At 44.4% G+C, this 26057-nt stretch carries 26 protein-coding genes; 16 read left to right on the top strand and 10 right to left on the bottom strand.

Going from position 1 to position 26057, the window contains the following annotated elements; all coding sequences use genetic code 11:
• Window positions 1-48 precede the first annotated feature (48 nt).
• The 3 genes from ACED46_RS02570 to tsaA all read right to left on the bottom strand — a co-directional run bounded on the left by ACED46_RS02570 (window position 49) and on the right by tsaA (window position 3441).
• Complete coding sequence (locus tag ACED46_RS02570; RefSeq protein WP_017060754.1) at window positions 49-738, bottom strand: tellurite resistance TerB family protein; 690 nt, start codon at window positions 736-738, stop codon at window positions 49-51.
• A 190-nt stretch (window positions 739-928) separates the two neighbouring features.
• Complete coding sequence (locus ACED46_RS02565; RefSeq protein WP_371720849.1) at window positions 929-2644, bottom strand: proline--tRNA ligase; 1716 nt, start codon at window positions 2642-2644, stop codon at window positions 929-931.
• Between the two features lie 101 nt (window positions 2645-2745).
• Window positions 2746-3441, bottom strand: coding sequence for a tRNA (N6-threonylcarbamoyladenosine(37)-N6)-methyltransferase TrmO (tsaA, locus tag ACED46_RS02560; protein ID WP_017063354.1), 696 nt, complete (start codon window positions 3439-3441; stop codon window positions 2746-2748).
• A gap of 125 nt (window positions 3442-3566) precedes the next feature.
• On the opposite strand from tsaA, the gene ACED46_RS02555 reads away from it, so the two are divergent.
• The 3 genes from ACED46_RS02555 to ACED46_RS02545 all read left to right on the top strand — a co-directional run bounded on the left by ACED46_RS02555 (window position 3567) and on the right by ACED46_RS02545 (window position 5928).
• Window positions 3567-3827 carry a type B 50S ribosomal protein L31 gene (locus ACED46_RS02555; RefSeq protein ID WP_009847432.1) on the top strand — a complete coding sequence of 87 codons (261 nt, stop codon included), beginning with the start codon at window positions 3567-3569 and terminating at the stop codon, window positions 3825-3827.
• A gap of 1 nt (window position 3828) precedes the next feature.
• A complete protein-coding gene (ykgO, locus tag ACED46_RS02550) occupies window positions 3829-3954 on the top strand; it encodes a type B 50S ribosomal protein L36 (RefSeq protein WP_004734365.1) in 126 nt (41 codons plus the stop codon).
• A 387-nt stretch (window positions 3955-4341) separates the two neighbouring features.
• Complete coding sequence (locus tag ACED46_RS02545) at window positions 4342-5928, top strand: AbgT family transporter (protein WP_048606691.1); 1587 nt, start codon at window positions 4342-4344, stop codon at window positions 5926-5928.
• A gap of 112 nt (window positions 5929-6040) precedes the next feature.
• On the opposite strand, the gene ACED46_RS02540 is transcribed toward ACED46_RS02545, so the two are convergent.
• Together ACED46_RS02540 and ACED46_RS02535 are read right to left on the bottom strand one after the other, a co-directional pair.
• Window positions 6041-6484, bottom strand: coding sequence for a YaiI/YqxD family protein (locus ACED46_RS02540; protein ID WP_017063355.1), 444 nt, complete (start codon window positions 6482-6484; stop codon window positions 6041-6043).
• Between the two features lie 54 nt (window positions 6485-6538).
• Window positions 6539-6826 carry a hypothetical protein gene (locus ACED46_RS02535; RefSeq protein WP_017069390.1) on the bottom strand — a complete coding sequence of 96 codons (288 nt, stop codon included), beginning with the start codon at window positions 6824-6826 and terminating at the stop codon, window positions 6539-6541.
• Between the two features lie 768 nt (window positions 6827-7594).
• On the opposite strand from ACED46_RS02535, the gene ACED46_RS02530 reads away from it, so the two are divergent.
• Window positions 7595-8113 carry a GNAT family N-acetyltransferase gene (locus ACED46_RS02530; protein WP_017060749.1) on the top strand — a complete coding sequence of 173 codons (519 nt, stop codon included), beginning with the start codon at window positions 7595-7597 and terminating at the stop codon, window positions 8111-8113.
• On the opposite strand, the gene ACED46_RS02525 is transcribed toward ACED46_RS02530, so the two are convergent.
• Both ACED46_RS02525 and ACED46_RS02520 read right to left on the bottom strand, forming a co-directional pair.
• The gene (locus ACED46_RS02525) at window positions 8079-8387 is read right to left on the bottom strand and encodes a DUF3301 domain-containing protein (protein WP_371720848.1); all 309 of its coding nucleotides are present in this window, start codon (window positions 8385-8387) and stop codon (window positions 8079-8081) included. The genes ACED46_RS02530 and ACED46_RS02525 overlap by 35 nt on opposite strands.
• 97 nt (window positions 8388-8484) lie before the next feature.
• Window positions 8485-9525, bottom strand: a complete 1041-nt coding sequence (locus ACED46_RS02520; RefSeq protein WP_108118389.1) for a DUF3549 family protein — start codon at window positions 9523-9525, stop codon at window positions 8485-8487.
• A gap of 87 nt (window positions 9526-9612) precedes the next feature.
• Between ACED46_RS02520 and ACED46_RS02515 the strand changes: the two genes are divergently transcribed.
• Window positions 9613-9927, top strand: a complete 315-nt coding sequence (locus tag ACED46_RS02515; RefSeq protein WP_182795755.1) for a YqcC family protein — start codon at window positions 9613-9615, stop codon at window positions 9925-9927.
• Complete coding sequence (gene truC, locus ACED46_RS02510; RefSeq protein WP_004734355.1) at window positions 9927-10676, top strand: tRNA pseudouridine(65) synthase TruC; 750 nt, start codon at window positions 9927-9929, stop codon at window positions 10674-10676. Before ACED46_RS02515 ends, truC begins: the two co-directional genes overlap by 1 nt.
• A 142-nt stretch (window positions 10677-10818) precedes the next feature.
• On the opposite strand, the gene ACED46_RS02505 is transcribed toward truC, so the two are convergent.
• The 3 genes from ACED46_RS02505 to map all read right to left on the bottom strand — a co-directional run bounded on the left by ACED46_RS02505 (window position 10819) and on the right by map (window position 15022).
• Window positions 10819-11202, bottom strand: coding sequence for a DUF3461 family protein (locus ACED46_RS02505; RefSeq protein WP_017107178.1), 384 nt, complete (start codon window positions 11200-11202; stop codon window positions 10819-10821).
• Between the two features lie 181 nt (window positions 11203-11383).
• Window positions 11384-14005: a bifunctional uridylyltransferase/uridylyl-removing protein GlnD gene (gene glnD, locus ACED46_RS02500; protein WP_371720847.1), complete on the bottom strand. Its 2622-nt coding sequence runs from the start codon at window positions 14003-14005 to the stop codon at window positions 11384-11386.
• 138 nt (window positions 14006-14143) lie between these two features.
• Window positions 14144-15022 (bottom strand): type I methionyl aminopeptidase, encoded by an 879-nt coding sequence (gene map / locus ACED46_RS02495; protein ID WP_017060743.1) that lies wholly within the window; start codon window positions 15020-15022, stop codon window positions 14144-14146.
• A gap of 457 nt (window positions 15023-15479) precedes the next feature.
• Between map and rpsB the strand changes: the two genes are divergently transcribed.
• From rpsB to ACED46_RS02445, 10 genes are all read left to right on the top strand, one after another.
• Window positions 15480-16211: a 30S ribosomal protein S2 gene (rpsB, locus tag ACED46_RS02490; RefSeq protein ID WP_032546326.1), complete on the top strand. Its 732-nt coding sequence runs from the start codon at window positions 15480-15482 to the stop codon at window positions 16209-16211.
• A gap of 141 nt (window positions 16212-16352) precedes the next feature.
• The gene (tsf, locus tag ACED46_RS02485) at window positions 16353-17198 is read left to right on the top strand and encodes a translation elongation factor Ts (RefSeq protein ID WP_017063361.1); all 846 of its coding nucleotides are present in this window, start codon (window positions 16353-16355) and stop codon (window positions 17196-17198) included.
• 161 nt (window positions 17199-17359) lie between these two features.
• Window positions 17360-18091 (top strand): UMP kinase, encoded by a 732-nt coding sequence (gene pyrH, locus ACED46_RS02480; RefSeq protein WP_017063362.1) that lies wholly within the window; start codon window positions 17360-17362, stop codon window positions 18089-18091.
• A 98-nt stretch (window positions 18092-18189) separates the two neighbouring features.
• Window positions 18190-18747: a ribosome recycling factor gene (gene frr / locus ACED46_RS02475; RefSeq protein ID WP_017060741.1), complete on the top strand. Its 558-nt coding sequence runs from the start codon at window positions 18190-18192 to the stop codon at window positions 18745-18747.
• A gap of 98 nt (window positions 18748-18845) precedes the next feature.
• Window positions 18846-19598, top strand: coding sequence for an isoprenyl transferase (locus ACED46_RS02470; protein WP_017063364.1), 753 nt, complete (start codon window positions 18846-18848; stop codon window positions 19596-19598).
• Between the two features lie 15 nt (window positions 19599-19613).
• Window positions 19614-20456: a phosphatidate cytidylyltransferase gene (locus tag ACED46_RS02465; protein WP_371720846.1), complete on the top strand. Its 843-nt coding sequence runs from the start codon at window positions 19614-19616 to the stop codon at window positions 20454-20456.
• 51 nt (window positions 20457-20507) lie between these two features.
• Window positions 20508-21716 carry a 1-deoxy-D-xylulose-5-phosphate reductoisomerase gene (ispC, locus tag ACED46_RS02460; protein ID WP_371720845.1) on the top strand — a complete coding sequence of 403 codons (1209 nt, stop codon included), beginning with the start codon at window positions 20508-20510 and terminating at the stop codon, window positions 21714-21716.
• On the top strand, window positions 21713-23071 hold the full coding sequence (gene rseP / locus ACED46_RS02455; protein WP_371720844.1) for a sigma E protease regulator RseP: 1359 nt from the start codon (window positions 21713-21715) through the stop codon (window positions 23069-23071). The genes ispC and rseP overlap by 4 nt, the downstream gene beginning before the upstream one ends.
• Window positions 23072-23119: 48 nt before the next feature.
• On the top strand, window positions 23120-25525 hold the full coding sequence (bamA, locus tag ACED46_RS02450; protein WP_017069384.1) for an outer membrane protein assembly factor BamA: 2406 nt from the start codon (window positions 23120-23122) through the stop codon (window positions 25523-25525).
• A 27-nt stretch (window positions 25526-25552) separates the two neighbouring features.
• On the top strand, window positions 25553-26053 hold the full coding sequence (locus ACED46_RS02445) for an OmpH family outer membrane protein (RefSeq protein ID WP_017063367.1): 501 nt from the start codon (window positions 25553-25555) through the stop codon (window positions 26051-26053).
• Window positions 26054-26057 lie beyond the last annotated feature (4 nt).

The raw sequence follows: 26057 nt of genomic DNA, 5'->3' as shown, positions 1-26057 counted from the left end.
AGCTCGCTGCTTAGGCCGTTCTTTACGGCTTCGTTTGGTACTTGCCGATTAGCCAGAGACTTGTTGTTCAAGTTGATAGGTGACTTCATCAGCAAGATTGAGCTGTTTCGCGAGCTCTTTCAGGTACGCCTTTTCCATGAAATTCTGTTCGTCGGCCACAATCAAAGAGGCTAAGTAGATCTCACTCGCCTGTTGAGGTGACGTTGCCAGTTGAGCGATTTCGCTTGGGTCGAGTGGCTTATGCAGTTCTTCAGAGACCAATTTAGTCAGTTGATAATCAGCGCCCATATTCTCGACGGCTTGCTCTATCTTAGCCATCTCTTCTTCATCAACATGGCCATCAGCTTTAGACGCGGCAATCATCGATCGTAGAATCAGCACGCTGTGGTTTGCATCATTTTCATCAAACTGAGCCTGTTCGGCGTTAGGTGTCTGGCCTTGTTTGGATTGGTAGTCGTTGTAGACTTTATAAGCCAAAGCGCCCAGTGCTGCTGCGCCGCCAATCCCAGCCGCTTTCTTACCCATTTTCTTAGTCTTCTTAGAGCCCATTAACGCACCTAACAGTCCTCCGCCAACTGCGCCTGCACCGAAGGCTCCGAGTGTACTTTTACTGCTACTCTTGCTATTGCTGCCTTGAGAAAGGCCACTTAAACTTGAAGACCCTTGTGAAAGTTTCTGAGTACCTTGTTTTACGAGATCTGATTTAAGTGCTTGGTTCAGTAAGCTTTTGATATCCATCGATACCTCCAATGGTGAGCATGTCCAAAAAGTTGATGACACCAATATACGGATTTAAAGATGAACAGGGGATTAACTTACGTTATTTACTCTACTGATAAATAGAAGGGAGTTTGAAGCGAAATGACAGGCACAAAAAAGGCCACCTAACGGCAGCCTTTCAATGTTTATCTAGTCAGTAATCGGATTACTAAGCTAGTTTAGCCTTAAGGTGCTCGATAACCGTGTCCATTGCGATAGCTTCTTTATCACCAGTACGACGGTTTTTGTATTCGAAGTTACCTTCGTCCATGCTGCGATCGCCGATAACGATAGTGTGAGGGATACCCACAAGCTCGATATCTTTAAACATAACACCAGGGCGCTCTTTACGGTCATCGAATAAAACTTCGATACCCATAGCTGTTAATTCAGCGTATAGCTTCTCAGCTGCTTCTTTAACGCGCTCAGATTTGTGCATGTTCATTGGTACGATAGCAACTTGGAACGGCGCTAGTGCGTCTGGCCAAGTGATACCGAATTTATCGTGGTTTTGCTCGATAGCAGATGCAACAACACGTGAAACACCGATACCGTAACAACCCATCTCTAGGATTACGCTCTTACCATCAGGACCAAGCACGTTACAGTTCATTGCTTTAGAGTAAGTATTACCCAGTTGGAAGATGTGACCCACTTCGATACCACGCTTAAGCTGGATAGTACCTTTACCACATGGGCTAAGGTCACCTTCAACTACGTTACGTAGGTCTTCAACTTGAGCAAGCTCAACGTCACGACCCCAGTTAATTCCGAAGTAGTGCTTACCGTCTACGTTTGCACCAGCGCCGAAGTCACTCATTACAGCAACTGAGCGGTCAACGATGAATGGTAGCTCTAGGCCAACAGGGCCAAGTGAACCAGGACCAGCGCCAACAAGTGCACGGATTTCTTCTTCAGAAGCCATCTCTAATGGAGAAGCAACCTGTGGAAGGTTTTCTGCTTTCACTTCGTTAAGCTCGTGGTCACCACGGATGATTAGAGCAATGATATCTGCTTCTACTTCATCAGATGCTTTAACGAATAGAGTCTTAACTGTCTTCTCGATTGCTAGACCGTGTTGCTCTACCAATTCTGCGATAGTTTTCGCATTTGGTGTATCAACCAGTTCCATCTCTTGAGTTGGTGCTGCTGCATCTTCAGTAGGAGCAAGTGCTTCTGCTTTTTCGATGTTTGCTGCGTAATCTGACTCAGTTGAGAATGCGATTAGGTCTTCGCCGCTTTCAGCAAGAACGTGGAACTCTTGAGAGCCGCTGCCGCCGATTGCGCCAGAGTCTGCCAATACTGGACGGTATTCAAGGCCCATACGGTCGAATGCTTTACAGTAAGCATCGTGCATCGCTTGGTAAGACTTTTCTAAGCCTTCTTTGTCGATATCAAAGCTGTACGCATCCATCATAGAGAATTCACGTGCACGCATTACGCCAAAACGAGGGCGGCGCTCATCACGGAATTTAGTCTGGATTTGGTACAGATTTAGAGGTAGCTGTTTGTAAGAGCTGATCTCGTTACGTACTAGACTCGTTACCACTTCTTCAGCTGTTGGGCTAAGAACAAATGGACGAGAGTGACGGTCTGTGAAACGAAGTAGCTCAGGCCCCATCTTTTCAGAACGGCCAGTCTCTTCCCAAAGCTCAAACGGTTGAACTACGGGCATCAAGATTTCAACGGCACCTGCATTATCGATCTCTTGGCGAACGATATTTTCGACTTTACGCAGTACACGTAGACCAGTAGGTAGCCAAGTATATAAACCTGAAGCTAGCTTACGGATCATACCTGCACGTAGCATCAGCTGGTGGCTGATAACTTCTGCGTCGTTTGGAGTCTCTTTCAGAGTAGAAAGAAGGTAGTTACTGGTACGCATTCTATGGTATCCGTTTCATCATTGATAAAAGAAAACTTGCTGTCGTTCGTAACCACAGCAAATCTGATATAGCCGCATATAATATCAGCCTATTTGGGATCTCAAAAGCGTTCAATGTCAGTTACATTGATGAAAAGCGTTTCAACCACGAATTTCACGTTAAGATTGAACAAATTTACCGCATATTCCTTGTTGTCAGGCTTACCTTTCTTATAGGCAGGGCGAGGATCTTGGCCTAATACTTCTTTGATCACCTGAATGATATGGCGCGCTTGTGGATGGCTTGCGAGCTTACTTTGCGCTTGCTGCGAAAAGTTAACGTCGAGCACTTCTGGTTCGTCGGCGGCGAACCCTCCCAATGCATCCGGAATCGAATCTGAGTAGGGGATATAAGGCTTGATGTCGATGATCGGTGTACCGTCTACTAAGTCGACGCTGCCGAGATCCAACCAAGTCTGTCCTTTCTCTTGAGACACACCTTTTAGTTCAACCGCAGACATGCCAATTCCATTTGGTCTGAATGTGGCACGTGACGCGAATACACCAATACGTTCATTCCCGCCAAGGCGAGGTGGCCTCACAGTTGGTTTCCAGCCTGCTTCAAGGTTCTTGTCGAACAGAAATAGTAACCAAACATGGCTAAATTGCTCTATATCACGAACAGACTCAAGGCAGTTTGCTGCATCAACCAACCTGACTCTTGAGGTGGATGTGGGTACCAACCTGGGCTGCCTTGGCACAGCGAACTTCTCTTTATAAGGAGACTCAATAAAGCCAACAGGTTCAATGGTGTACATAGTTGGGTGTTCTCTGATTACGATTAAGACGGAAAAATATCATAAAATCGCTTGTTTTTCTTTTGATAATAATTATCATTTGCAATGTTATAACATATCAAAATTAGTTATTTAAGGGAAATACAATGAAACCGAATATCCATCCAGATTACCGTCCCGTGGTTTTTCATGACACCAGTGTCGATGAGTACTTCTTAATCGGCTCAACGCTAAAAACAGACCGTACTATCGAATGGGAAGACGGCAATACTTATCCTTACTTCACGATTGAGGTGTCGTCAAAGTCGCATCCTTTCTATACGGGTAAACAACGAGTGCTACATAAAGAGGGACGTGTTGCGAACTTCACTCGTCGTTTTGGTCAATTAGGTAAGGGAGCGAAATAGAATGAAAGTTGTGAAATCACTTAAAAGTGCGAAAAGTCGCCATCCTGATTGCCAGATAGTAAAGCGCAGAGGTCGTCATTATGTTATCTGCAAAACCAATCCGAGATTCAAAGCGGTTCAGAAATAGTCAGTCAAATTGATGTGACGCGAGTGTAAAAACGAGGGGAAAGTCAAACTTCATTCATTTGTCTGTTTTTCTTTTCCCTCGAGAAGAACCTGACAGAATATTGCGTATTAACTTAGAGTATGGCGTGTTTTATTTTCAAGTAAATCAATGGCTTATATTATCAGTTATATTTGTAGTGAATGTGTATTTGTGAATTATAAATCTAGATTTTGTATTTAATGTAGATTTATTTGCTAATTAATTGTTCAAATAGAGTTAAAAATCGTCGTTTGTTACACATTTTGTAACATTTTGAATTTCTAATTGATAATTTTGTCGCGTACCCTTCGCTGGCAATTTGAACATTTTTGTCACAATTGCATAGGAATCACTACAAGGAGGGAACTGATGAGTTCATCAGCTTCAATAAAAAACAACTCGCCAAAGAAACCTATTTTTACCCGTTTTCTCGATGGTGTTGAATATTTGGGGAACCTATTACCCCACCCGATCACTCTTTTCGCAATCTTCTGTGTCGCTATTCTAGTTACTTCAGGTATAGCTGGATATTTTGATGTGTCTGTTATGGACCCTCGTCCAGAAGGTGCTCCAGGTCGTGCTGCTGACGGCATGATCTACGTTGTAAGCTTACTTAATGCTGAAGGCTTACAGCTCATTGTTACTAATCTAGTGACAAACTTTGTTGGCTTTGCGCCATTAGGTACCGTGCTTGTTGCAATGCTAGGTGTAGCGATTGCTGAGCACTCAGGTTTATTATCTGCGGCGATGCGTGGCATGGTAATGGGCGCATCTAAGCGCATGGTTACGGTAACCGTAGTTTTCGCAGGTATTATCTCTAACACGGCTTCAGAGCTTGGCTATGTAGTACTTATCCCGCTTGCAGCAATGCTTTTCCACTCTTTGGGTCGTCACCCATTAGCAGGTCTAGCGGCAGCATTTGCTGGTGTATCTGGTGGTTACTCTGCAAACCTTCTAATCGGTACGGTTGACCCACTGCTTTCTGGTATCACAGAAACAGCAGCACAAATGATCGACCCGACTTACAGCGTTGGTCCTGAATCAAACTGGTACTTCATGTTTGTTTCTACTTTCTTCATCGCGATTACAGGTGCATTTGTAACTGAGAAGATTGTTGAACCAAAACTGGGTAAATACAATGACGAAGAAGCGTCTGAAGATTTATCAAATGATTCAATGGGCAAGCTAACAGATGTTGAGAAGAAAGGCCTTAAGCTTGCGGGTATCGCAGTGCTAGCGGTTTCAGCGCTTCTTGCTTGGACGATTGTTCCAGCTGATGGTGTTCTACGTTCAGCAGCAGGTACGGTTTCAGGTTCTCCATTCCTGAAAAGTATCGTAGCGTTCATCTTCGTATTCTTCGCAGTTCCTGGTTTTGTTTACGGTAAAGTTACCGGCACAATGAAAACAGACCGTGATGTAATCAATGCAATGTCTAAGTCTATGTCTTCAATGGGCATGTACATCGTACTTGTGTTCTTCGCTGCTCAGTTTGTTGCTTTCTTCAAGTGGACTAACTTCGGTCAAGTATTCGCAGTTGCAGGTGCTACTTTCCTACAGGATATCGGCCTAACGGGTCCAATGTTGTTCTTCGCATTCATCCTAATGTGTGGCTTCATTAACCTTATGATCGGTTCGGCTTCTGCTCAGTGGGCAGTAACAGCGCCAATCTTCGTTCCAATGCTAATGTTAGTAGGTTACGCACCTGAAACGATTCAAGCGGCTTACCGTATCGGTGATTCAACAACCAACATCATTACGCCAATGATGAGCTACTTTGGTCTTATCCTAGCTGTAGCGACGCGTTACATGAAGAACCTAGGTATCGGTACTCTGATTGCAACTATGCTTCCATACTCAATCGTATTCTTGGTTGGTTGGAGCTTAATGTTCTACGTTTGGGTATTCGTATTTGGCCTACCAGTAGGTCCAGGTGCTGCAACGTACTACACGCCTTAGTTGTAGAGTAGGGGAAACCTTCTTCTAATTGATATTAAAAAAACCTGCATTGTTTGCAGGTTTTTTGATTTTTTATGGAGAGATAGAACTAGGTTAAGCTCGGATGAGCCAGCTAGCGTTTGGCTAGAATTCTATCTAAGTGGTTGGCAAACTCACGACGGTCGGTTTGAGAAAGGGCACTTGGTCCACCCGTTTGGATGCCACTTGAGCGCATGGTATCCATAAAGTCACGAATGTTCAGACGCGCTTTAATGGTCTCTTTGGTGTAAAGCTCACCACGAGAGCTGAGTGCTTGCCCACCTTTAGTGATCACTTCGTCAGCCAGAGGGATATCGGATGTAATCACAAGATCGCCGGGTTCAGTGCGCTTTACGATTTCATCATCAGCAATATCAAACCCGCTTGGCACTTGAATTGAGTGAATGTTATTGCGTTTAGGAACGGGAACCAGGTGGTTTGCCACAAAGGTACATTCAACCCCTGTGCGCTCAGCTGCGCGTACGATTGTTTCTCGGATAACCTTTGGACAAGCGTCCGCATCAACCCATATCTTCATAGTGTTCTATTTCTCTGTTAGCTTATTTATCGGTCAACTTATTGCTCAGTTGCCTTATTGATCAGTTAGTTTAGCTTCAAGCATGGCAACGCGAGCAGTGAGTTCAAGGATTTGCTTTTCCAGTTGGCTAACACGATCAAGTGCTGGCTCTTCTTGTGTCGCGACTTCAACTTTAGGAACACGATTTGCGCTTTTCCAGCTCTTGATGGTCGTGATTAAAGCGGGCATCGGAACGGATGTGCTCATACGAGCCTTAACTAAAGCAACTGTCGGCTCTTTCCCTTGCGCTTGCAGTCCTTCAAGCACTGATTTCAACTCTTCAGAAACATCTTTTGTCAGCATGTTGATCTCCATTTTTAGTCTTTAGTCATTTTACTCGCTCTGGTGAATGATAGCGAATCATAAAACCGCCCATGGCTTGTGAGAGATCTCTTACAAAGGTTGTGAGATAACACGAATACATCGCTAGAGAGATTGATGTGCACATGGTTAAGGTGTTGAATTTTAATTGTTTTATATAATTAACAACTTTCTTGAATTCAAAATGTGATGCAAATCTATTGTCCGAAATCCTAAATCGCGTAAATTAAACCTTGTCGGAAGGATTCTGACACGGAACAGGAAAACACCAAGGATTTGGTTATCTTCAGGATGAAGATTTGGTTACTTAGGATTGAGTGATCAAGCATGGAGCGTAAGGACATTGTAGGGATACAGTCAGTTAACAGGAAGTTAGCTGCAACGGAATGACAATGGACACCTTTAGGATTAAAGGGTTGGATTAGCATCAGGACGATGTAAAGGACACCGCTCACGGAACAAGTGATGTGCGCTAACTAGGATTGTTAGCTTTCAGGATGATTGGACACCGCTAGGACGGCGAAGTAAAGGAAAGAGCTGAAGGATTACAGCCACTATTATGGATGATGCATGGAGCATTAATTAGTAGCCGGACTGCTGCGAGTAAGACCCTAGCCCTGACACTTCGGTGTCGGGGCTTTTCTTTTCCTAAGGCTTTTTCTCTATCTAGGGGCTCTCTTTAATTCAGGAGCTTTTATCTAAGCACGCGACATCTGCTTTTCTGCTAATGGTCAACACAAGGAGTGTTTTATGACGATAGCAACCTCAAGAACGCTGTTGGTACCTTATACCGAGCAGTTAGAACATGACTTTATCAAGTTGAATTGCTGCCCCATCAATCGTGCTGAAATGAACGGGCCGCATTCTATTGCCTCTGCAAAACACCTATTTCAAGAAATACTGAACGACAACGTTGGTTTTTGCCGAGCCATTATCCACAACCAAACCCGCGAATACCTCGGGCATTTGTTTGTTTCGTCTGAAGAAGGGAAGCATGAACTGGGATTTATTCTGGACAAGGAGTTTTGGAATCAAGGCCTTGCTAGTGAAGTGCTAAAACCTTTCTTTAGTTTGGTTTGTTTTGAAGAACACCTAACGAATGTTGTCGCGACCGTTAATGTTGGTCATAACCCATCAATTAAGTTACTTGAAAAGTTAGGCTTTGCATTTAAAGAGACCAAACAAGATCAGTTTGGCCCTTATCATGAATATAGTTATACCGCGTATTGCGACGTTACATTCTATGAGGCTGTAGCTCAAACCGCATAGAACGGAAGCCCACCATGGTCAGTTTCCCTTGGTACAGGTCATCACCTAACGCTGAAAACTCAAATTGATACACGGTGTGCCAGCGCCAAATGGTGGTGAGCTCATGGCGCATCTTAAGTTTATGACCACTAAAGGCAACACTTAATAGCTGTAAGTCGAGCTCTTTACATTTTCTCGCAATGGCAGCTTTCGCAAGCTCGGATTGCCTGCGCTGCTGCCAAAAGAAAAAGCAAAAGAAGCACAGCATCAAAATAGCCAATAAGTTATCTATCATTTAATCCATACTTCCTTTTATCTCTATTCCAATTGTCATTACAGCGTATTTCAACGAGCTATAGAGCAAACCAGTTCTTGGGTTAGTCGTCAGTCCGTTATTGAGACTTAGCCGCTTGTTGTAACTCAATCAATGCGTTGGCAAGCTCAGGTGATGGGTTCGAATTCAACAAGGGTAAAAATACCATTCTTAGTGTCGGAATCATCACTAAATCTGCAAATAACTGATTGAACAGGTTTTGATTGCCTGTTTGTGCGAGACGCAGCAAGAATTGCTCAGCAATCGCAGGGTCTTGTAGCGCATGCCAGCTGCGGCCCGCTAAACCAATCAACACTTCTTGGTGGCTCAAGCGTGGACTAGCGAGAACTTGGTTAATGATGTTATTCGCGATCCCTTGTTCTGCACCGGAAAGGGCACGAATCAAAGCTGAAAGTAAGAACAAATCAGGCTCTTTGCTTGCGATCTCATTCTCCGCAAGCTCTTGTAAGCGTTGCGCGAGTTTGTCATTGATTTGTGTATGCTCAAGCGCACCTAGCGTCGCGTATAGCGGTTCTGATGGCAGCTTATTGATGGCTTTACGAATCGCAACACCGTTTTGTTGGTTACCTAGGCGAGCACACATATCAGTGATGCCTTGTAGTCCAACCGTTTTCCAGTTATCCCAGCCTAGCTCGCCAGTGAAGTAATGCTGAGCGTGCTCGTAATATTGGCTCGTCGCGAGGTCTAAACCTGCTCTTACTTGGCTATGAAATACAGCCATTTTGTCTTCAGAAGGTTTGAAGGTATAAGGGTTGTTTGACAGCTTTTGTTGTTGCTCTTCGCTGATATCGCCGTTCAAACGCGTGCCCATTGCTTCGATAACAAACTTAAGAAAATTACCCACATCGCCTTGATGCAGTAGGCCTCTTTCGTCTAGCTTGAATTTTAGAAACCAAATCCATGGCTGTTTGTGTTCGTTCCAGTAGCTAATGGCTAAGTGAGCTTGTTTCTGAAGTGGAAACGGGTATGGCTGTTTCCCCTGCTCAACATCAGAGAATAGGGTGTTGTCGATTTTCTGGATACGACGACCTAGGTCGTAGATGTCGTATTGGCAACCGCTATTCTTTAGCAACTGAGTGAGCGTGTGAATGGTTTCCATAGTAATAAAGCTCCTAACTTTCTTTCCTAAATAGATGGTACTCTATGCCCCAATTTCAAGGTCACTAGATAAATAACTTGGTGAAAAATGACAGCAGCCACAAAGTTACCTCTTTTACTTCAACAATTAGAACAACAAATGCGCCAATGTTCTCTATGGGGGGCTCTTCCGCCTTCGGATCAAGCTCTGGCGAGCGTTGAACCTTTTGCGATTGACTCGCTACAGCCAGAAGAGTGGTTGCAGTGGATCTTCATCGTTAAGATCAATGCAATGATGGATGCACAAATGAGCCTACCTAAAGGCTTTGCTATTCATCCTTATTTTTGTGAAGTGTGGAAAAATGAGGCAGATAAAGCTGAACTGCTAGTGACGATTCTAAGCATTGATGAGGTATGCGCGTAATGTTAGAGATCATTTATCAAGATGAGTACTTTGTCGCGGTGAATAAGCCAGCCGGCATGCTAGTACACCGCTCATGGCTCGATAAACACGAGACTCAATTTGTTATGCAGACACTACGAGATCAAATTGGTCAGCATGTATTTCCATTGCATCGCTTAGACAGACCGACATCTGGTGTGTTGGTGTTTGCGTTGTCGAGCGAGGTTGCTTCACAGGTGATGCCGATGTTCGCTAACCATGAGATGCAAAAAACCTATCATGCGATTGTTCGTGGTTGGATAGAAGAGGGCGACACGCTCGATTATGCACTCAAGGTCGAGTTGGATAAGATCGCAGACAAGTTTGCAAAAGAAGACAAAGAACCACAAGAAGCCGTCACCGTTTACGAGCCGTTAGCGAAAGTCGAAGTGCCGTATTCAACAGGCCGTTTTCCTACCAGTCGTTATTGCTTAGTTGAGATGATGCCTAAGACAGGACGTAAACATCAGCTGCGTCGTCACATGGCTCATCTAAGACATCCAATCGTTGGCGATACTTCACATGGTGATGGTAAGCACAACCGACTGTTCCGCGATGATTTAGATTCGCACCGTTTGTTGTTGCACGCTTCTGAGTTGCGTTTCATTCATCCTTTTACAAAGAAAGAATTAGTAATGAAGGCCAGCCTAGATGAAACGTGGCTAAGGTTGTTTGAAACCTTTGAGTGGGATACCAGCTTGGTGAATGCTGAAGTACGGTCGTCTAAGTAAACGCACACGTGTCTAGTCAACGTAGACAGAAGAAAAAATAAAGGGCTGATAGTGATATCAGCCCTTTTTAATGTCTGTGCAATTTGAACGGGTAGTTAACATTTAGTTGTTACCAGTTCATAGCTAACCGTGAATCGCGGGATCATTTTAGCTTTTCTAGATCCGCTTCGATCTCTGCGATCTTGCTCGATACCACTTTCTCTAGGTGACGTAAGTCAGTAAGAATTTTCTGTTTCACATCGACTTCTGCAGTTGGAATCGGCTTGGTGATCTTATTGAGCTCATCAATTACAAGTGTGAGATTACGGTTAATCTCGGTCACTTCTTTGTATTGATTGTTGCCACCGCTAACAAGCACACTTTTTACTTGTCGTGGATACTTAAACTTAACGCTTTTCGCGAACAGTTCGCCTTTCTGTTTACGGAAGTAAATCTTAAGAATATCTTTGTGAGCTTCTTGGCGAAGGGAGTAACGTTCAATCTGTTTAGGTTCGTGGATACCTAAGCCAGTGAGGTTTGGATACATAAGCGACCTCTAGTTTATGAATGTAATACTTTTATGTAATTGACTTGATCAATGTAGCAGCCTAACGACGAGCTAGATAGTTGATATATGGGAATTGATTGTAAGTTGTGGGCAAGATCGCTCTCTATCTTTGCCCACACTTATTTGGTTATTAAACCTGTTTTTAGACTGAATTCGCTTTCTAAGGTGCGAGTTCAGAAACGTGCTCGGTTAATCGTTCTCTTAGTGCCTGTTCTTGTTCTTCAGACAGCCTTCCTCCCGCTTCACTGGTCAGAATAAACAGATCCTCTGCTCGCTCACCTATGGTGGTGATTTTGGCACCGTGCAAGTTGATGTCTAGCTCCGCAAAGGTTGCACCGACTTGAGCCAATAACCCCGGCGTATCAAGAGCTCTTAACTCCATCAAGGTACGTTTCTTGCTCTTGGTTGGTAGGAACTCAACTAAGGTTTTGACCTTAAAGTGTTGCAAGTTACGTGGCGTGCGACGCGTCTTAATCTTAGTCGGGCGGCCATCAGTCAATACATGAGTCAGATGTTTAGCAACGGCTTTGTGTCTTGCTTCATCAATCGCTTCGCCGTGCTGGTCTAGTACGATAAAGGTATCCAAAACATGACCATCTTTGCTAACCATGACCTGCGCGTCATGAACGTTAAAGTTACGTCTGTCGAGTTCGGCAACCACGGTCGCAAACAGTGCTGCTTGGTCTTTACAATAAACGAACACTTCTGTGCCACCGCGCGTCGCTTTCTTACTGATCAGCACTAACGGTTGGCTTGGGTCTTCTAGGCGAAGTAAGTGCTCACAGTGCCAAGCGATTTGTTTATGTGTGTGACGCAAGAAATAATCGGCCTTAAAGCGTTGCCACAACACTTCAATCTCACGAGCGGTGAAGCCTTCTTTACGCAGCAGTGCTGATGCCATTTGTTGGTTGTGACGAATACGGTCTCTGACATCGACAGGGTTTTCCAAGCCGCGGCGCAGTGCTCGCTGCGTTGAGTGGAACAGCTCAGCTAACAGGGTTCGTTTCCAACTGTTCCATAGCTCAGGGTTAGTCGCACAGATATCGGCAACGGTTAAACAAACCAGTAGCTCGAGTGATTCTTCATCACGCACTTTTTTGGCGAATTCGGTGATCACATCTGGGTCGTAGATATCACGACGTTGAGCCGTTACTGACATCAATAGGTGATTTTGTACCAACCACGCGACTTGTTTGGCTTCAGGCTTCGATAGCCCGTGTTCAATACAGAAAGAGTAAGCCTCAACCGCACCTATCTCAGAGTGGTCTCCGCCGCGGCCTTTGCCGATGTCATGGAAGATAGCGGCAAGGATCAGCAACTCTTTCTTCTGTACTCGAGGATAGACTTCACAGCAGATAGGGTGCTTATCGTGGTTTTCGATTTGACCAAAGCGGTTGATGTGCTTGAGCAGGCGGATACTGTGCTCATCCACGGTGTAAACATGGAATAGGTCAAACTGCATCTGACCAACGATCTGGCTCCACTGCGGTAAGTACGCAGAGAGCACGCCCAATTTGTGCATTAAGCTAAAGGCTTTGTGCAGGGCATTAGGGTGGCGAACTAGATCCATGAACTTGTCACGAGCTTCAGGAATGGTATGCAGGAATCGGTTCAATCGACGGCGTGCCGTACGCAGTTGTCGCAATGTTGGTGGACTTACCCCTTCGATAGTCGAGTCATTGGCGATATGGATGAACATATCGAGAATGGTTTCTGGTCTTGCTTGGAATAGGGCAGGCTTGCGCGCTTCGATCAACGAACCTCGACGTTGGAAATCACTATCGAGAATTTCAGCGTCTTGGGTTTGACCGCCATTGATGATCGCTTGATCGAACAGCTTAAGCAGCATCTTATTCAGTTCAGCAACACGACGAAGGGTTCGGTAGAACTCTTTCATCATCATCTCAACACCACGGTTTCCTTCACCCGTATAACCCAGATGTTCAGCGACTTGAGCTTGATGCGCGAACGTTAAACGGTTGTCGTAACGGCGCAGTTCAATATGCAATGCAAAGCGAACACGCCATAAAAAATCTTGGCACTCAACGAGCTCACGATATTCAGCATTGGTCAGAAAGCCGTATTTGCTCATCTCTAACAAAGAGGTCGCGCCGAAGTGGCGACGCGCAACCCAGCTCAGGGTATGGATGTCTCTGAGCCCTCCCGGAGTCGATTTGATGTCCGGTTCTAAATTATAGGTGGTGTCGTGGTAGCGAGCATGACGCTCTCTCTGTTCTTGAATCTTGGCTTTGTAAAACGTCTCACTTGGCCAAAATGAATCGGAATGAATCTTCAGTTTTAGTTCTTGGAAAGTGTCTTCACTACCACATAACAATCGCGACTCTTGTAGGTTGGTCGCGACGGTTAAATCATCGGTGCCGATATCGAGACACTCAGTAATAGTTCGCACAGCATGGCCAACTTCGAGCTTTAAATCCCAAAGTAGAGTAATGAATTGACTGACCTTTTCACCAAGAGCTGGTGGTAGTGTTTTTTGCGAGACAATGAGAATATCAATGTCAGACAAAGGATGCAGTTCGCCACGACCATAACCACCCACTGCGACAAGTGAAATATGAGGCAGTTTGTTGAATCCGAAATTTTCCCACAAACGATTGAGAAGTAAATCCATGTATTCGGAGCGCAGTAGAACCAAATCGGTGACGGGATGGTGGTTCAGAAATTCATTTTTTTGATACTGCGTGAAGATCTCGAGCTGATTTTTTAATTCGCAGATTTCAATTTGTTCGTCATTGAACGTAAGAGGGCATTGATAAGGCATAGTCTGCTATCCGTGCAAGCAAATGAGAATAGTAAACAATTTAACAGAAGCTGATGGAAAATCGAAATTGAGTGGATAAAAAATATCCTCGACAATGCGAGGATATTTTTAAAAGGTTGATGCGCTCAGTTCGGTGAACTAAGCGTTCTTCATGATACGTGGGATTGTATCATCGCTGCGCAGTGTTAGTACTTCACAACCAGTATCAGTTACAACCAGAGTGTGCTCCCATTGAGCCGAGTTCTTGCTGTCTGCTGTGTATACTGTCCAGCTATCTTCGTCATCAAGACGACAGCCAAACTTACCCGCGTTGATCATTGGCTCGATAGTAAAGCACATGCCTGCTTTTAGCACGGTGCGATCGCTGTTCTTGTAGTGAACTACTTGTGGATCTTCGTGGAATTCAGAACCAATGCCGTGACCACAGTAATCTTTAACAATAGAGAACTTAGCGCGTGGGTTGTTCTTGTTGTTTGTTTTGATGTACTTCTCGATAGCAGTACCGATTTGACCAAGTTGAACACCTGGCTTAACTTGGCGCATGCCTTCGTAAAGTGCTTCTTGAGCAACCATGCACAGACGCTTGTTTGCAGGTGAAACCTCACCCACTAGGAACATCTTAGAGGTGTCACCGTGGTAGCCTTGAGGGCGAGTACTAAGATCGGCATTTGCGTCATCAGGGATGATAACTGTGATATCAACGTTCAGAATGTCGCCATCTTTGAGTACCGCAGGTTTGAATTGACCTGTGCTACCCGTCTCGTCTTGTGACGCGGGAATGCCGTGACACACAATATGATTGATAGACGTACAGATAGACTTAGGGAAACCGTGGTAATCGAGTGGCGCAGAGTATGCACCTCTTTCTAGAGCGTACTCATGACAAAGCGTATTGAGCTCTTCCGTCGTGGTACCCACTTGGATGTGAGGTTCGATCATCTCAATAATGTCAGCGGCCAGCTTGCCGGCGACGCGCATTTTTTCAATTTCTTCAGCAGTTTTAATTTTTACAGCCATTGCATATCTCTTAATTTGGTAGCACCTAAGTGTGCATATTGGGGCTATTCTATCAGTGCAGCAATTTAGCGCAACATTACCATGTCCGTACAATACTGGAGGATACTGTTAACGTGATTAAATAATGTTCGGTTAACAGATGCAGAACCTGCTTGATATAGACACTATTTTATAGAGAAAATTTACCTTTAGAGATCAGTATAGCAGTCGCCATTTTTAGAATTTTTTCTAGCCATAGATAGACAAAATATGGTATAAAGCGCGCCGGACATCAGGACTGTTTTCTCCAATTGGCGAAACAAGCTTTATGTCCACTAACTTATTTCTTTAAATCACACACATTCCGACACATGTTCCGGGGTGCCTCAACAACACAGATAACGGCTGAAAAGTGGTTAGTTGTTAGGGGTCGGATTCATGGGGGATGTGGAGGCCTAACCCCATAGAGGATTTTAAAATGGCAACTGTATCAATGCGCGATATGCTTAAAGCTGGTGTTCACTTCGGTCACCAAACTCGTTACTGGAACCCAAAAATGAAGCCATTCATCTTTGGTGCTCGTAACAAAGTACATATCATCAACCTAGAAAAAACTGTACCAATGTTCAACGAAGCTCTAGCAGAAATCGCTAAAGTTGGTGAGAAGAAAGGTAAAGTTCTTTTCGTTGGTACTAAGCGCGCTGCATCTGAAGCTGTTAAAGAAGCTGCTGTAAACAGCAACCAGTTCTACGTTAACAACCGCTGGTTAGGCGGTATGCTAACGAACTACAAAACTGTTCGTCAGTCTATCAAGCGTCTGAAAGAACTTGAAGCGCAAGCTCAAGACGGTACTTTCGACAAGCTAACTAAGAAAGAAGCTCTAATGCGTACTCGTGAAATGGAGAAGCTAGAGAAGTCTCTTGGTGGTATCAAGAACATGGGCGGCCTACCAGACGCTCTATTCGTAATCGATGCTGATCACGAACACATCGCAGTTAAAGAAGCAAACAACCTAGGTATCCCAGTTTACGCTGTAGTTGATACTAACTCTAACCCAGACGGCGTTGACTTCGTTATCCCAGGTAACGACGATGCAATCCGTGCAGTACAGCTTTACCTAAACGCTGCTGCAGACGCGGTTAAAGAAGGTCGTAACAAAGACGTTGCTGCTGTAGCTGCTGAAAAAGATGGTTTTGTAGAAGCTGAATAATAGCGGCTCTGAATCACGCTTGGCTTAGCTAATATAGATTTTGAAATCTTTATTAAATGTAAGCTAAGTTATAGTTAGATCGGGGGCCTCATTTTGGCCCCTGATTTTTACCTTATTTTCGAATCAACCGAGGAATAGAGAATGGCAACTGTAACTGCTGCTCTAGTTAAAGAACTTCGCGAGCGCACTGGCGCTGGCATGATGGAATGTAAGAAAGCGCTTGTAGAAGCAAACGCTGACATCGAACTAGCAATTGAAAACATGCGTAAATCTGGCGCAGCGAAAGCAGCTAAGAAAGCTGGTAACGTTGCTGCTGAAGGCGCAATCATCATCAAAGAAGAGAACGGTGTAGCTGTTCTTCTTGAAGTTAACTGCCAAACTGACTTCGTAGCAAAAGATGCTAGCTTCACTGCGTTTGCAGAAGAAGTTGCAGCTGCAGCAGTAGCTTCTAAAGCTTCTGTAGAAGAGCTACAAGCACAGTTCGAAGAAACTCGCGTTGCTCTAGTTGCTAAAATCGGCGAAAACATCAACATCCGTCGCGTCGCTTACGTTGAAGGTGCTGCACTAGCTTCTTACCGTCACGGTGAGAAAATCGGTGTTGTTGTAGCTGGTGAAGGCGAAGCTGAAACTCTTAAGCACGTTGCTATGCACGTTGCTGCTTCTCGTCCTGAGTTTGTTAACCCAGAAGACGTACCAGCAGACGTAGTTGCTAAAGAGAAAGAAGTTCAAGTTGAAATCGCTATGAACGAAGGCAAGCCTCAAGAGATCGCTGAGAAAATGGTTATCGGCCGTATGAAGAAATTCACGGGCGAAATCTCTCTAACTGGTCAAGCTTTCATCATGGAACCTAAGAAAACTGTTGGCGAAATCCTTAAAGAAAAAGGCGCTGCAGTATCTAACTTCGTACGTCTAGAAGTTGGTGAAGGTATCGAGAAAGCTGCTGAAATGAGCTTCGCTGACGAAGTTGCAGCGGTACAAAAAGGTTAATCCTTAGCGTATTGTTTGAAAAAAGACCGTGGCAAATGCTGCGGTCTTTTTATGAATAGTGAACTATTTTTGAAGGCAACGTTAGTGGTTATGAATGCAAACTGACTTACTCAGTTTTTATCCATGACTGTTAATCATCAACTCTTTGGAAGGTAAACTCCATGACTACGAACCCTAAACCAGTGTATCAACGTATTCTGTTAAAACTTAGCGGTGAAGCGCTACAAGGCGAAGAAGGTTTTGGTATTGACCCAACGATCCTTGATCGTATGGCTCAAGAAGTAAAAGAATTGGTTGAACTAGGCGTTCAAGTTGGTGTTGTTATCGGTGGCGGTAACTTGTTCCGTGGTGCTGGTCTTGCTGAAGCTGGCATGAACCGCGTTGTTGGTGACCACATGGGTATGCTTGCAACAGTAATGAACGGCCTTGCTATGCGTGACGCGCTGCACCGTGCTTACGTAAACGCACGTGTAATGTCTGCAATTCCTCTAAAAGGCGTGTGTGACGATTACAACTGGGCAGACGCAATCAGCCAACTACGTCAAGGTCGCGTTGTGATCTTCTCTGCTGGTACTGGTAACCCATTCTTCACTACTGACTCTGCTGCATGTCTACGTGGTATCGAAATCGAAGCTGACGTAGTTCTAAAAGCGACAAAAGTAGATGGTGTATTTACTGCTGACCCAGTAGCAAACCCAGACGCAGAGTTGTATGATACGTTGTCTTACAACACGGTTCTTGATAAAGAACTTAAAGTAATGGACTTGGCTGCATTTACGCTAGCACGTGATCACAAAATGCCAATCCGTGTATTTAACATGAATAAACCAGGCGCACTACGTCGCGTGGTTATGGGTGAAACTGAAGGTACATTAATCAGCGACGCTGACTAATTTTTCGGGCTTACTGAGGTGTTGTACCTTGGTAAGCTTATCCTTATCACTCCAAATAAAAAGCTTTCTTGAAGAAAGAACATAATCAAGGTGAAATTGTGATTAACGAAATCAAAAAAGACGCTCAAGAGCGCATGGTAAAAAGTGTTGATGCACTAAAAAACAGCCTGCAAAAGATTCGTACAGGCCGTGCGCACCCGAGCCTACTTTCTGGTCTTACTGTTGAGTACTACGGTGCTCCAACGCCTTTGACTCAAGTAGCTAACGTTATCGCTGAAGATGCACGTACACTAGCTATTACAGTGTTTGATAAAACGCTGACTCCTCTAGTTGAAAAAGCAATCCTGACATCTGACCTAGGCCTAAACCCTATGTCTGCGGGTACAGTTATCCGTGTTCCACTTCCACCGCTAACGGAAGAGCGTCGTAAAGACCTAGTTAAAATCGTTCGTGGCGAAGCTGAAGGTGGCCGTGTTGCTATCCGTAACATCCGTCGTGACGCGAATGGCGATCTAAAAGCACTTCTTAAAGATAAAGAAATCTCTGAAGATGAAGATCGTAAAGCACAAGACGAAATTCAAAAGCTAACTGACGCTGCGGTTAAGAACGTAGACGAAGTTCTAGCTGTTAAAGAAAAAGAGTTGATGGAAGTTTAATTTTCCATATTCTTTTCTTTCCGGAAAAACGCTGTACTCACGGTGCAGCGTTTTTTTATGCTACTCTGTTCGACTATTAGAATTTGATTCACTCTTTTATGCATAATTCTCAAGCGTTCACAGACTCTCTTCCTAAACACATTGCTATCATTATGGATGGTAATGGTCGCTGGGCAAAAGCTCAGGGCAAGCCTCGCGTCTTTGGCCATAAAAACGGTGTTCAAGCCGTTCGTAAAACTATCTCTTCTGCAGCCAGACTTGGCATTAAAGCCGTTACTCTTTTTGCATTTAGTAGCGAAAACTGGCGTCGTCCTGAAGAAGAAGTCGGTATCTTGATGGAACTGTTTATTTCAGTGCTGTCGAGTGAAGTTAAAAAGCTTCATAAAAATAATCTACAACTTCGTGTTATTGGTGATAAAAGTCGTTTCAATGATCGACTACAAAAGAAGATAGAAGAAGCGGAAGCTTTGACTAGCACCAATACGGGTATGGTTATTAATATTGCAGCTAACTACGGCGGTAAGTGGGATATTCAGCAAGCAATGACCTCTATTGCTCAACAGGTAAAGTCTGGTGATATTAATGTAGATGACATTGATGAAGCTATGATTACACAGCACCTGACAATGGCAGATATTCCTGAAGTCGATCTACTTATCCGTACCAGTGGCGAATGCCGCATTAGTAATTTTATGCTTTGGCAGTTGGCTTACGCCGAAATGTATTTCACTGAACAATTCTGGCCAGACTTTAATGAAGACAGCTTAGTAGAAGCTGTGACTTGGTTTGTTAACCGTGAGCGTCGTTTTGGATGCACCGGTGAGCAAATTAAAGCTCTGATGGACAGTTAATAAGGATTTTTTGGTTTGAAACAACGGATTATTACGGCGTTGATTTTAGCTCCCCTAGTTATTCTAGGTATTTTCGAGTTATCACTTCCTACATTTATTCTTTCACTAGCGGTAATCTCGCTATTGGGTTTTTGGGAGTGGACTCAGTTTGTTGAAAGCAAATCACGTTATGTAGCGTTGATTCCAACGGTTGTGGTAAGTGCTGCAAGTTTTGCTTTTATCCCTTTTGATGCATTTAGCCTTAATAACTTGTCTACTGCTCACTACGCCATTCTAACGATTGGCTCGATTTGGTGGGTAATCGCGAGTGGCATGGCGGTGACTTATCCTAAGTCTATGCCTGCATGGAAAGCCTCTTCTCTTCTTCGTCACGCCTTTGGTGTGCTGACTCTGCTGCCATTCTTCTGGAGTGTGGTTATCCTGCGTGCTAACGGTATCGATGCTGATCCTTACCACGGTGCTAAACTGGTGATGTTTGTTTGCTTGCTTGTTTGGGCTGCAGATAGCGGCGCATACTTTTCAGGAAAGAGTTTTGGTAAGCGTAAAATGGCACCAGCGGTAAGCCCTAATAAGACGATTGAAGGTCTTATCGGTGGCATTATTACTGCGGTGATCGTGGCTTGGATCTTTGCTGACTTGTTTGACATCCAATTCACAAGCCCACTTCACATGATTGTTATTACCCTTGTGACCGTTGTTATTTCTGTTCTAGGTGACCTTGTTGAAAGCATGTTTAAGCGTGTTTCTGGGGTGAAAGACAGCAGTAATCTGATTCCTGGTCATGGTGGTATACTAGATAGAATAGATAGCTTAACGGCTGCATTCCCTGTCTTTGCTCTGCTTTATTTAGCATTCTAATAAAAAAGGGCAGTGATTCTGCCCTTTATTACATTTCTACGGTCATATGTGATGCGAAATCTAACTATCCTTGGCGCTACCGGCTCAATTGGTGCAAGTACACTAAAAGTCGTTGAGCAAAACCCAGATCTCTATTCAGTGGTTGCACTGGCTGCAGGCTCGAATGTTGAAAAGATGCTGGCGTTAGTTGAAAAGTGGCAACCAAGCTATGTTGCTATGGCTTGCTCTGATGCAGCGTCTCAACTGACTGAAGTGTTGTCCGTGAGTTACCCTAACGTAAAAGTACTTTCAGGCACTGAAGGCATGTGTCAGGTTGCTTCTCTAGAGGAAGTGGACACGGTAATGGCCGCGATTGTTGGTGCCGCTGGTTTACTTCCTACTATGTCTGCGGTTAAAGCGGGCAAGCGTATCTTGCTTGCAAACAAAGAAGCTTTGGTGATGTCTGGGCAGTTGTTTATCGACGCCGTGGAAAAATACGGTGCAGAGCTGCTTCCTGTCGATAGCGAGCATAATGCTATTTTCCAATGCCTTCCGCAGAACGTACAAACTAACCTAGGCCGCTGTAACCTTGAAGAAAACGGCATTAGCCATATTCTTCTGACTGGTTCTGGTGGTCCTTTCCGTTATACCGATGTGGCTGAACTCGAATCAGTGACTCCTGAACGCGCAATTGCACACCCTAACTGGTCTATGGGGCCTAAGATCTCTGTCGATTCTGCGACTATGATGAATAAAGGGCTAGAGTACATTGAAGCGAAATGGCTATTTAATGCTTCTCAGGAGCAGTTAAAGGTCATCATTCACCCGCAGTCTGTGATTCACTCGATGGTTCAGTACAAGGATGGCTCTGTGCTTGCTCAAATGGGCGAACCAGATATGGCAACGCCAATCGCTTTGACGATGTCTTACCCTAATCGTACCGAGGCGGGTGTTAAGCCTTTAGACTTTGCTAAAGTGGGTGAGCTTACCTTCTTAGAACCAGATTTCAGTCGTTACCCGTGTTTGAGGTTAGCGATTGAAGCGTGCTACTTAGGTCAGCATGCGACAACAGCCATTAATGCAGCAAACGAGATCGCGGTCGATGCTTTCTTGAACAATCAGGTGAAGTTTACCGATATTGCTGTCATTAACGAACACGTTATGAGCAAAGTATGTGAACAACATAACTCTGAGGGCTTAGATAGCTTGGAAAGCCTTCTCGAGCTCGATAATATGTCTCGTCAAATAGCCATTCAATTTATTAAAGAGCAGCTAGCATGAGTGGAATTCTGTGGAACTTCGCATCTTTTATCATAGCGCTTGGCATTCTGGTCGCGGTTCATGAGTTTGGACACTTCTGGGTTGCTCGTCGTTGCGGTGTAAAAGTTGAAAAATTCTCGATTGGTTTTGGTAAATCGATCTGGAGCAAAGTAGGCCGAGATGGTACGGAATACAGCTTGTCCGTGATTCCATTGGGCGGTTACGTAAAAATGCTCGACGGTCGTGTCGATGACCTATCAGAAGATGAGCAGCAGTACGCGTTTGATAAAAAGCCATTGTGGAAGCGAACCGCGATTGTTGGCGCTGGACCAGCGTTTAACTTCATCTTTGCTGTGTTTGCATATTGGTTAGTATTTTTGATCGGTGTGCCTGCAGTTAAGCCCGTGATTGGTGAGGTAACTCCACAATCTATTTCTGCACAAGCCGGAATTGAAACTGGAATGGAACTTAAATCTATTTCGGGAATCAAAACCGCAGATTGGGAATCAGTCAATATGGGTTTGATATCGCATATTGGTGATCAATCGATGACAGTAACGGTGTCTTCGCAAGACGATATCGGCTTTGAGCAGCAATTGACGTTGGATATTTCAGACTGGTCATTCAACCCAGAAACTGAATCTGCAATGACAACGCTGGGCTTTAGACCATATTCTCCAGAGATATCGACAGTGCTCGCTCAAGTCATTGATGACGGTGCGGCATACGATGCAGGGGTAGAAGCTGGCGACAAAATTGTTGAGATTAATGGGCAGCCTATTGAACAGTGGCAGTCGGTTGTTGAGTTAATTCGTGCTAATCCAATGACATCATTGGACTTGGTCGTATTGCGAAATGGTGCCGAGCAGTCATTGGTTATGACACCAAAAAGTCGAGAGCTTTCTGATGGTTCGACAATCGGCTATGCAGGTATTGCTCCGGAAGTCGCAGAATGGCCAGAAGATTATCGCTTTGAGTTACAATTTGGTGTAATTGAGTCTGTAGGAAAAGCATTTGATAAAACAGGTCAAATCATTGGATTGACACTGACAATGCTTAAGAAGCTCATCGTTGGTGATGTTGGCTTAAACAACTTGAGTGGCCCTATTTCAATCGCTAAAGGTGCAGGTACAACCGCCGATTATGGTCTGGTTTACTTCTTGGGCTTTTTGGCTCTGATTAGTGTTAACTTAGGGATTATTAATTTGGTTCCGCTGCCTATGCTTGATGGCGGACATTTGCTGTTTTTCGCTATTGAGGCCGTTACTCGTAAACCGGTACCTGAGAAAGTTCAGGAAATGGGATACAGAGTGGGAGGGGCAATCCTCTTCTCATTGATGGCTCTGGCAATATTTAACGATTTTACTCGTCTGTGAATGGTTTCTCACAGGCATTGGTAGTAGCAAGGAATAATTAGAATAAGTATGGCGATTAAGCAAATTCTGTTCGCAAGTCTATTGGCCACTAGTGTGGCTGCGAACGGAGCACAAAACTTTGTAGTTCAAGATATCAAGATCGAAGGTTTACAGCGTGTTGCACTTGGTGCAGCTCTACTGAAAATGCCAGTACGTATTGGCGATGAAGTAGATGAAAGCGATGTGTCTGAGATCATTCGTGCATTGTATGCTTCGGGCAACTTTGAGGACGTTAAAGTACTTCGTGATGAAGGTGTATTGATTGTTCAAGTTCAAGAACGACCGACCATCGCAAGCATCTCATTCTCTGGTAATAAAGCGATTAAAGAAGAACAGCTTCAGCAGAACCTAGATGCGTCTGGTGTTCGTGAAGGTGAAGCCCTTGACCGTACTACGCTGAGTAACATTGAAAAAGGCCTTGAAGATTTTTACTACAGTGTTGGTAAGTACAACGCGACAGTAAAAGCGGTTGTGACACCTCTGCCACGTAACCGTTCTGACCTTAAGTTTGTGTTTACTGAGGGCGTATCCGCTAAGATTCAGCAAATCAACTTTATCGGTAATGAAGTCTTCTCTGACTCTGAACTGCTTAGTCGTTTCAATCTGAATGTTGATGTTGCATGGTGGAATTTCCTTGCGGATGAAAAATACCAAAAGCAAGTATTAGCCGGTGATATCGAAGCGCTGAAATCTTACTACCTTGACCGTGGTTACCTTAAGTTTAAGGTTGACTCTACGCAGGTGGCGATCTCTCCAGACAAAAAAGGTGTTTACATCACGCTTGGCCTCGATGAAGGCGAAGCCTACACCGTTAAAGATGTCTCTTTCCGTGGTGAATTAATCGGTCGTGAGGCTGACTTCGAAGCGTTAGTGCCATTCGAAGACGGCGATACGTACAACGGTTCTTCGGTAACGTCTTTGGAAGAGAACGTAAAACGAATTCTTGGTGAATCTGGCTACGCGTACCCACAAGTTCGCACGATTCCTGAATTTGACGATGAGACCAAAGAAGTGTCGTTGGTTATCAATGTAGAAGCGGGCAGCCGTATCTATGTTCGTGATATTCGATTCACGGGTAACAACTCAACGAAAGACGAAGTACTGCGTCGTGAAATGCGTCAAATGGAAGGCAGCTGGCTTAACTCTAAGTCCATTGATACCGGTAAGAGCCGTCTTAACCGTTTAGGTTTCTTTGAAACGGTTGATGTACAAACAGTGCGTGTTCCTGGCAGTGAAGACCAAGTTGATTTGGTTTACAACGTTAAGGAAGCGAACTCAGGCAGTATCAACTTTGGTGTCGGCTACGGTACTGAATCTGGTGTGAGTTTCCAAGTTGGCCTGCAACAAGACAACTTTGCGGGCTCTGGTAACCGTGTTGGCGTAAGTGCCATGATGAACGATTACCAAAAAAACGTGAGCTTAGACTACCGTGACCCATACTGGAACCTGGATGGTGTGAGCTTAGGCGGTAAGATCTTCTACAACGAATTTGAAGCCTCTGAAGCGGGCATCGTCGACTATACCAACCAAAGTTATGGTACGAGCTTAACCTGGGGTTTCCCTATGGATGAGCTGAACCGCATTGAGTTCGGTGTTGGCTATACGCACAACAAGATCGGTAACGTACCGACTTATATCCAGGTTGAACAGTTTGCGAGAAGTATCGACCAATACGGTGATGAGCACATCTTAACTGATGACTTCGATATCAATATCTCTTGGACGCGTAACAACTTGAACCGTGGTTTCTTCCCAACAGAGGGTAACCACCAACGTGCTTTCGCTAAAATGACGGTACCAGGCTCTGATGCTCAGTACTTCAAAATGCAGTACGATGTAAAACATTACATCCCGCTGACCAAAAAGCATGAGTTCACACTATTGATGCGCGGCCGATTAGGCTATGGTAATGGTTATGGTCAAACAGATGGTAACGATAACTTGTTCCCATTCTACGAGAACTACTACGCAGGTGGTTTTACAACCCTACGTGGTTTTGGCTCTAACTCAGCTGGCCCGAAAGCCGTTTACGGCAGCAGCACAGGTAATAACCCAACCTATGATACCGCTACTGATGATTCAGTGGGTGGTAACGCGGTTGCCTTAGCAAGCTTAGAGTTAATTGTACCAACGCCGTTTGCTTCTGATGAAGCGCGCAGCCAAATTCGTACCAGTGTCTTCTTCGATATGGCAAGTGTATGGGATACCGAGTTCGTAGACCGTGGCGCACCTAACAGTGGCGGCCAGTACTACTACGATTACTCTGATCCAACAAATTACCGTTCATCTTATGGTGCCGCTCTTCAATGGATGTCACCAATGGGCCCACTGGTTTTCTCTCTAGCGAAACCAATTAAAGTTTACGAAGGTGATGATGAAGAGTTCTTCACATTTACCATTGGTAGAACTTTCTAATATTTAAAGGACAATATTTTGAAAAATATGATTAAAGCAGCAGGTTTAGGCCTTGTAGTTCTTAGCTCTTCTTTCTTTGCAACAGCTGCTGAAGCTGCGCAAAAAGTGGGTTATGTAAACACTGCACAAGTATTCCAGGCTCTACCTCAGCGTGAAGTTGTTCTTCAAAAAATGCAGGAAGAGTTCAAAGATAAAGCGGCTGAGCTACAGAGCATTCAAGCTGAAGCGAAAACCAAGATTGAAAAGCTTAAGCGTGATGGCGAGCTACTAGGTCCTGAAGAAGTTGAGAAGCTTCGTATCGAAGTTGGCCAACTAGACAGCAAGTACAAAATCAAAGCTCAAGCATTAGAAAAAGCAAGCCAACGTCGTGAAGCACAAGAGAAGCAGAAGCTGTTCAAAGTGATTCAAGATGCTGTAACTAAAGTTGCAGAGAAAGAAGGCTACGACATGATCGTTGATATTCAAGCTCTACAATACGGTAAGCCTGAATACAACATCTCTGAGCAAGTAATTAAATCACTGAAATAAGTTT

The sequence above is a fragment of the Vibrio sp. 1S139 genome (genome assembly GCF_041439475.1).
Taxonomy (GTDB): Bacteria; Pseudomonadota; Gammaproteobacteria; order Enterobacterales; family Vibrionaceae; genus Vibrio; species Vibrio crassostreae_C.
Note: the sequence above shows the minus strand (reverse complement) of the source record. Positions and strands in the feature narration are given on the sequence as shown.

Bases quoted from the DNA above. Each gene is read 5' to 3' on its own strand.
- ACED46_RS02570 (WP_017060754.1), bottom strand. From the start codon at position 738: ATGGATATCAAAAGCTTACTGAACCAAGCACTTAAATCAGATCTCGTA.
- ACED46_RS02565 (WP_371720849.1), bottom strand. From the start codon at position 2,644: ATGCGTACCAGTAACTACCTTCTTTCTACTCTGAAAGAGACTCCAAAC.
- tsaA (WP_017063354.1), bottom strand. From the start codon at position 3,441: ATGTACACCATTGAACCTGTTGGCTTTATTGAGTCTCCTTATAAAGAG.
- ACED46_RS02555 (WP_009847432.1), top strand. From the start codon at position 3,567: ATGAAACCGAATATCCATCCAGATTACCGTCCCGTGGTTTTTCATGAC.
- ykgO (WP_004734365.1), top strand. From the start codon at position 3,829: ATGAAAGTTGTGAAATCACTTAAAAGTGCGAAAAGTCGCCATCCTGAT.
- ACED46_RS02545 (WP_048606691.1), top strand. From the start codon at position 4,342: ATGAGTTCATCAGCTTCAATAAAAAACAACTCGCCAAAGAAACCTATT.
- ACED46_RS02540 (WP_017063355.1), bottom strand. From the start codon at position 6,484: ATGAAGATATGGGTTGATGCGGACGCTTGTCCAAAGGTTATCCGAGAA.
- ACED46_RS02535 (WP_017069390.1), bottom strand. From the start codon at position 6,826: ATGCTGACAAAAGATGTTTCTGAAGAGTTGAAATCAGTGCTTGAAGGA.
- ACED46_RS02530 (WP_017060749.1), top strand. From the start codon at position 7,595: ATGACGATAGCAACCTCAAGAACGCTGTTGGTACCTTATACCGAGCAG.
- ACED46_RS02525 (WP_371720848.1), bottom strand. From the start codon at position 8,387: ATGATAGATAACTTATTGGCTATTTTGATGCTGTGCTTCTTTTGCTTT.
- ACED46_RS02520 (WP_108118389.1), bottom strand. From the start codon at position 9,525: ATGGAAACCATTCACACGCTCACTCAGTTGCTAAAGAATAGCGGTTGC.
- ACED46_RS02515 (WP_182795755.1), top strand. From the start codon at position 9,613: ATGACAGCAGCCACAAAGTTACCTCTTTTACTTCAACAATTAGAACAA.
- truC (WP_004734355.1), top strand. From the start codon at position 9,927: ATGTTAGAGATCATTTATCAAGATGAGTACTTTGTCGCGGTGAATAAG.
- ACED46_RS02505 (WP_017107178.1), bottom strand. From the start codon at position 11,202: ATGTATCCAAACCTCACTGGCTTAGGTATCCACGAACCTAAACAGATT.
- glnD (WP_371720847.1), bottom strand. From the start codon at position 14,005: ATGCCTTATCAATGCCCTCTTACGTTCAATGACGAACAAATTGAAATC.
- map (WP_017060743.1), bottom strand. From the start codon at position 15,022: ATGGCTGTAAAAATTAAAACTGCTGAAGAAATTGAAAAAATGCGCGTC.
- rpsB (WP_032546326.1), top strand. From the start codon at position 15,480: ATGGCAACTGTATCAATGCGCGATATGCTTAAAGCTGGTGTTCACTTC.
- tsf (WP_017063361.1), top strand. From the start codon at position 16,353: ATGGCAACTGTAACTGCTGCTCTAGTTAAAGAACTTCGCGAGCGCACT.
- pyrH (WP_017063362.1), top strand. From the start codon at position 17,360: ATGACTACGAACCCTAAACCAGTGTATCAACGTATTCTGTTAAAACTT.
- ACED46_RS02470 (WP_017063364.1), top strand. From the start codon at position 18,846: ATGCATAATTCTCAAGCGTTCACAGACTCTCTTCCTAAACACATTGCT.
- ispC (WP_371720845.1), top strand. From the start codon at position 20,508: ATGCGAAATCTAACTATCCTTGGCGCTACCGGCTCAATTGGTGCAAGT.
- rseP (WP_371720844.1), top strand. From the start codon at position 21,713: ATGAGTGGAATTCTGTGGAACTTCGCATCTTTTATCATAGCGCTTGGC.
- bamA (WP_017069384.1), top strand. From the start codon at position 23,120: ATGGCGATTAAGCAAATTCTGTTCGCAAGTCTATTGGCCACTAGTGTG.
- ACED46_RS02445 (WP_017063367.1), top strand. From the start codon at position 25,553: ATGATTAAAGCAGCAGGTTTAGGCCTTGTAGTTCTTAGCTCTTCTTTC.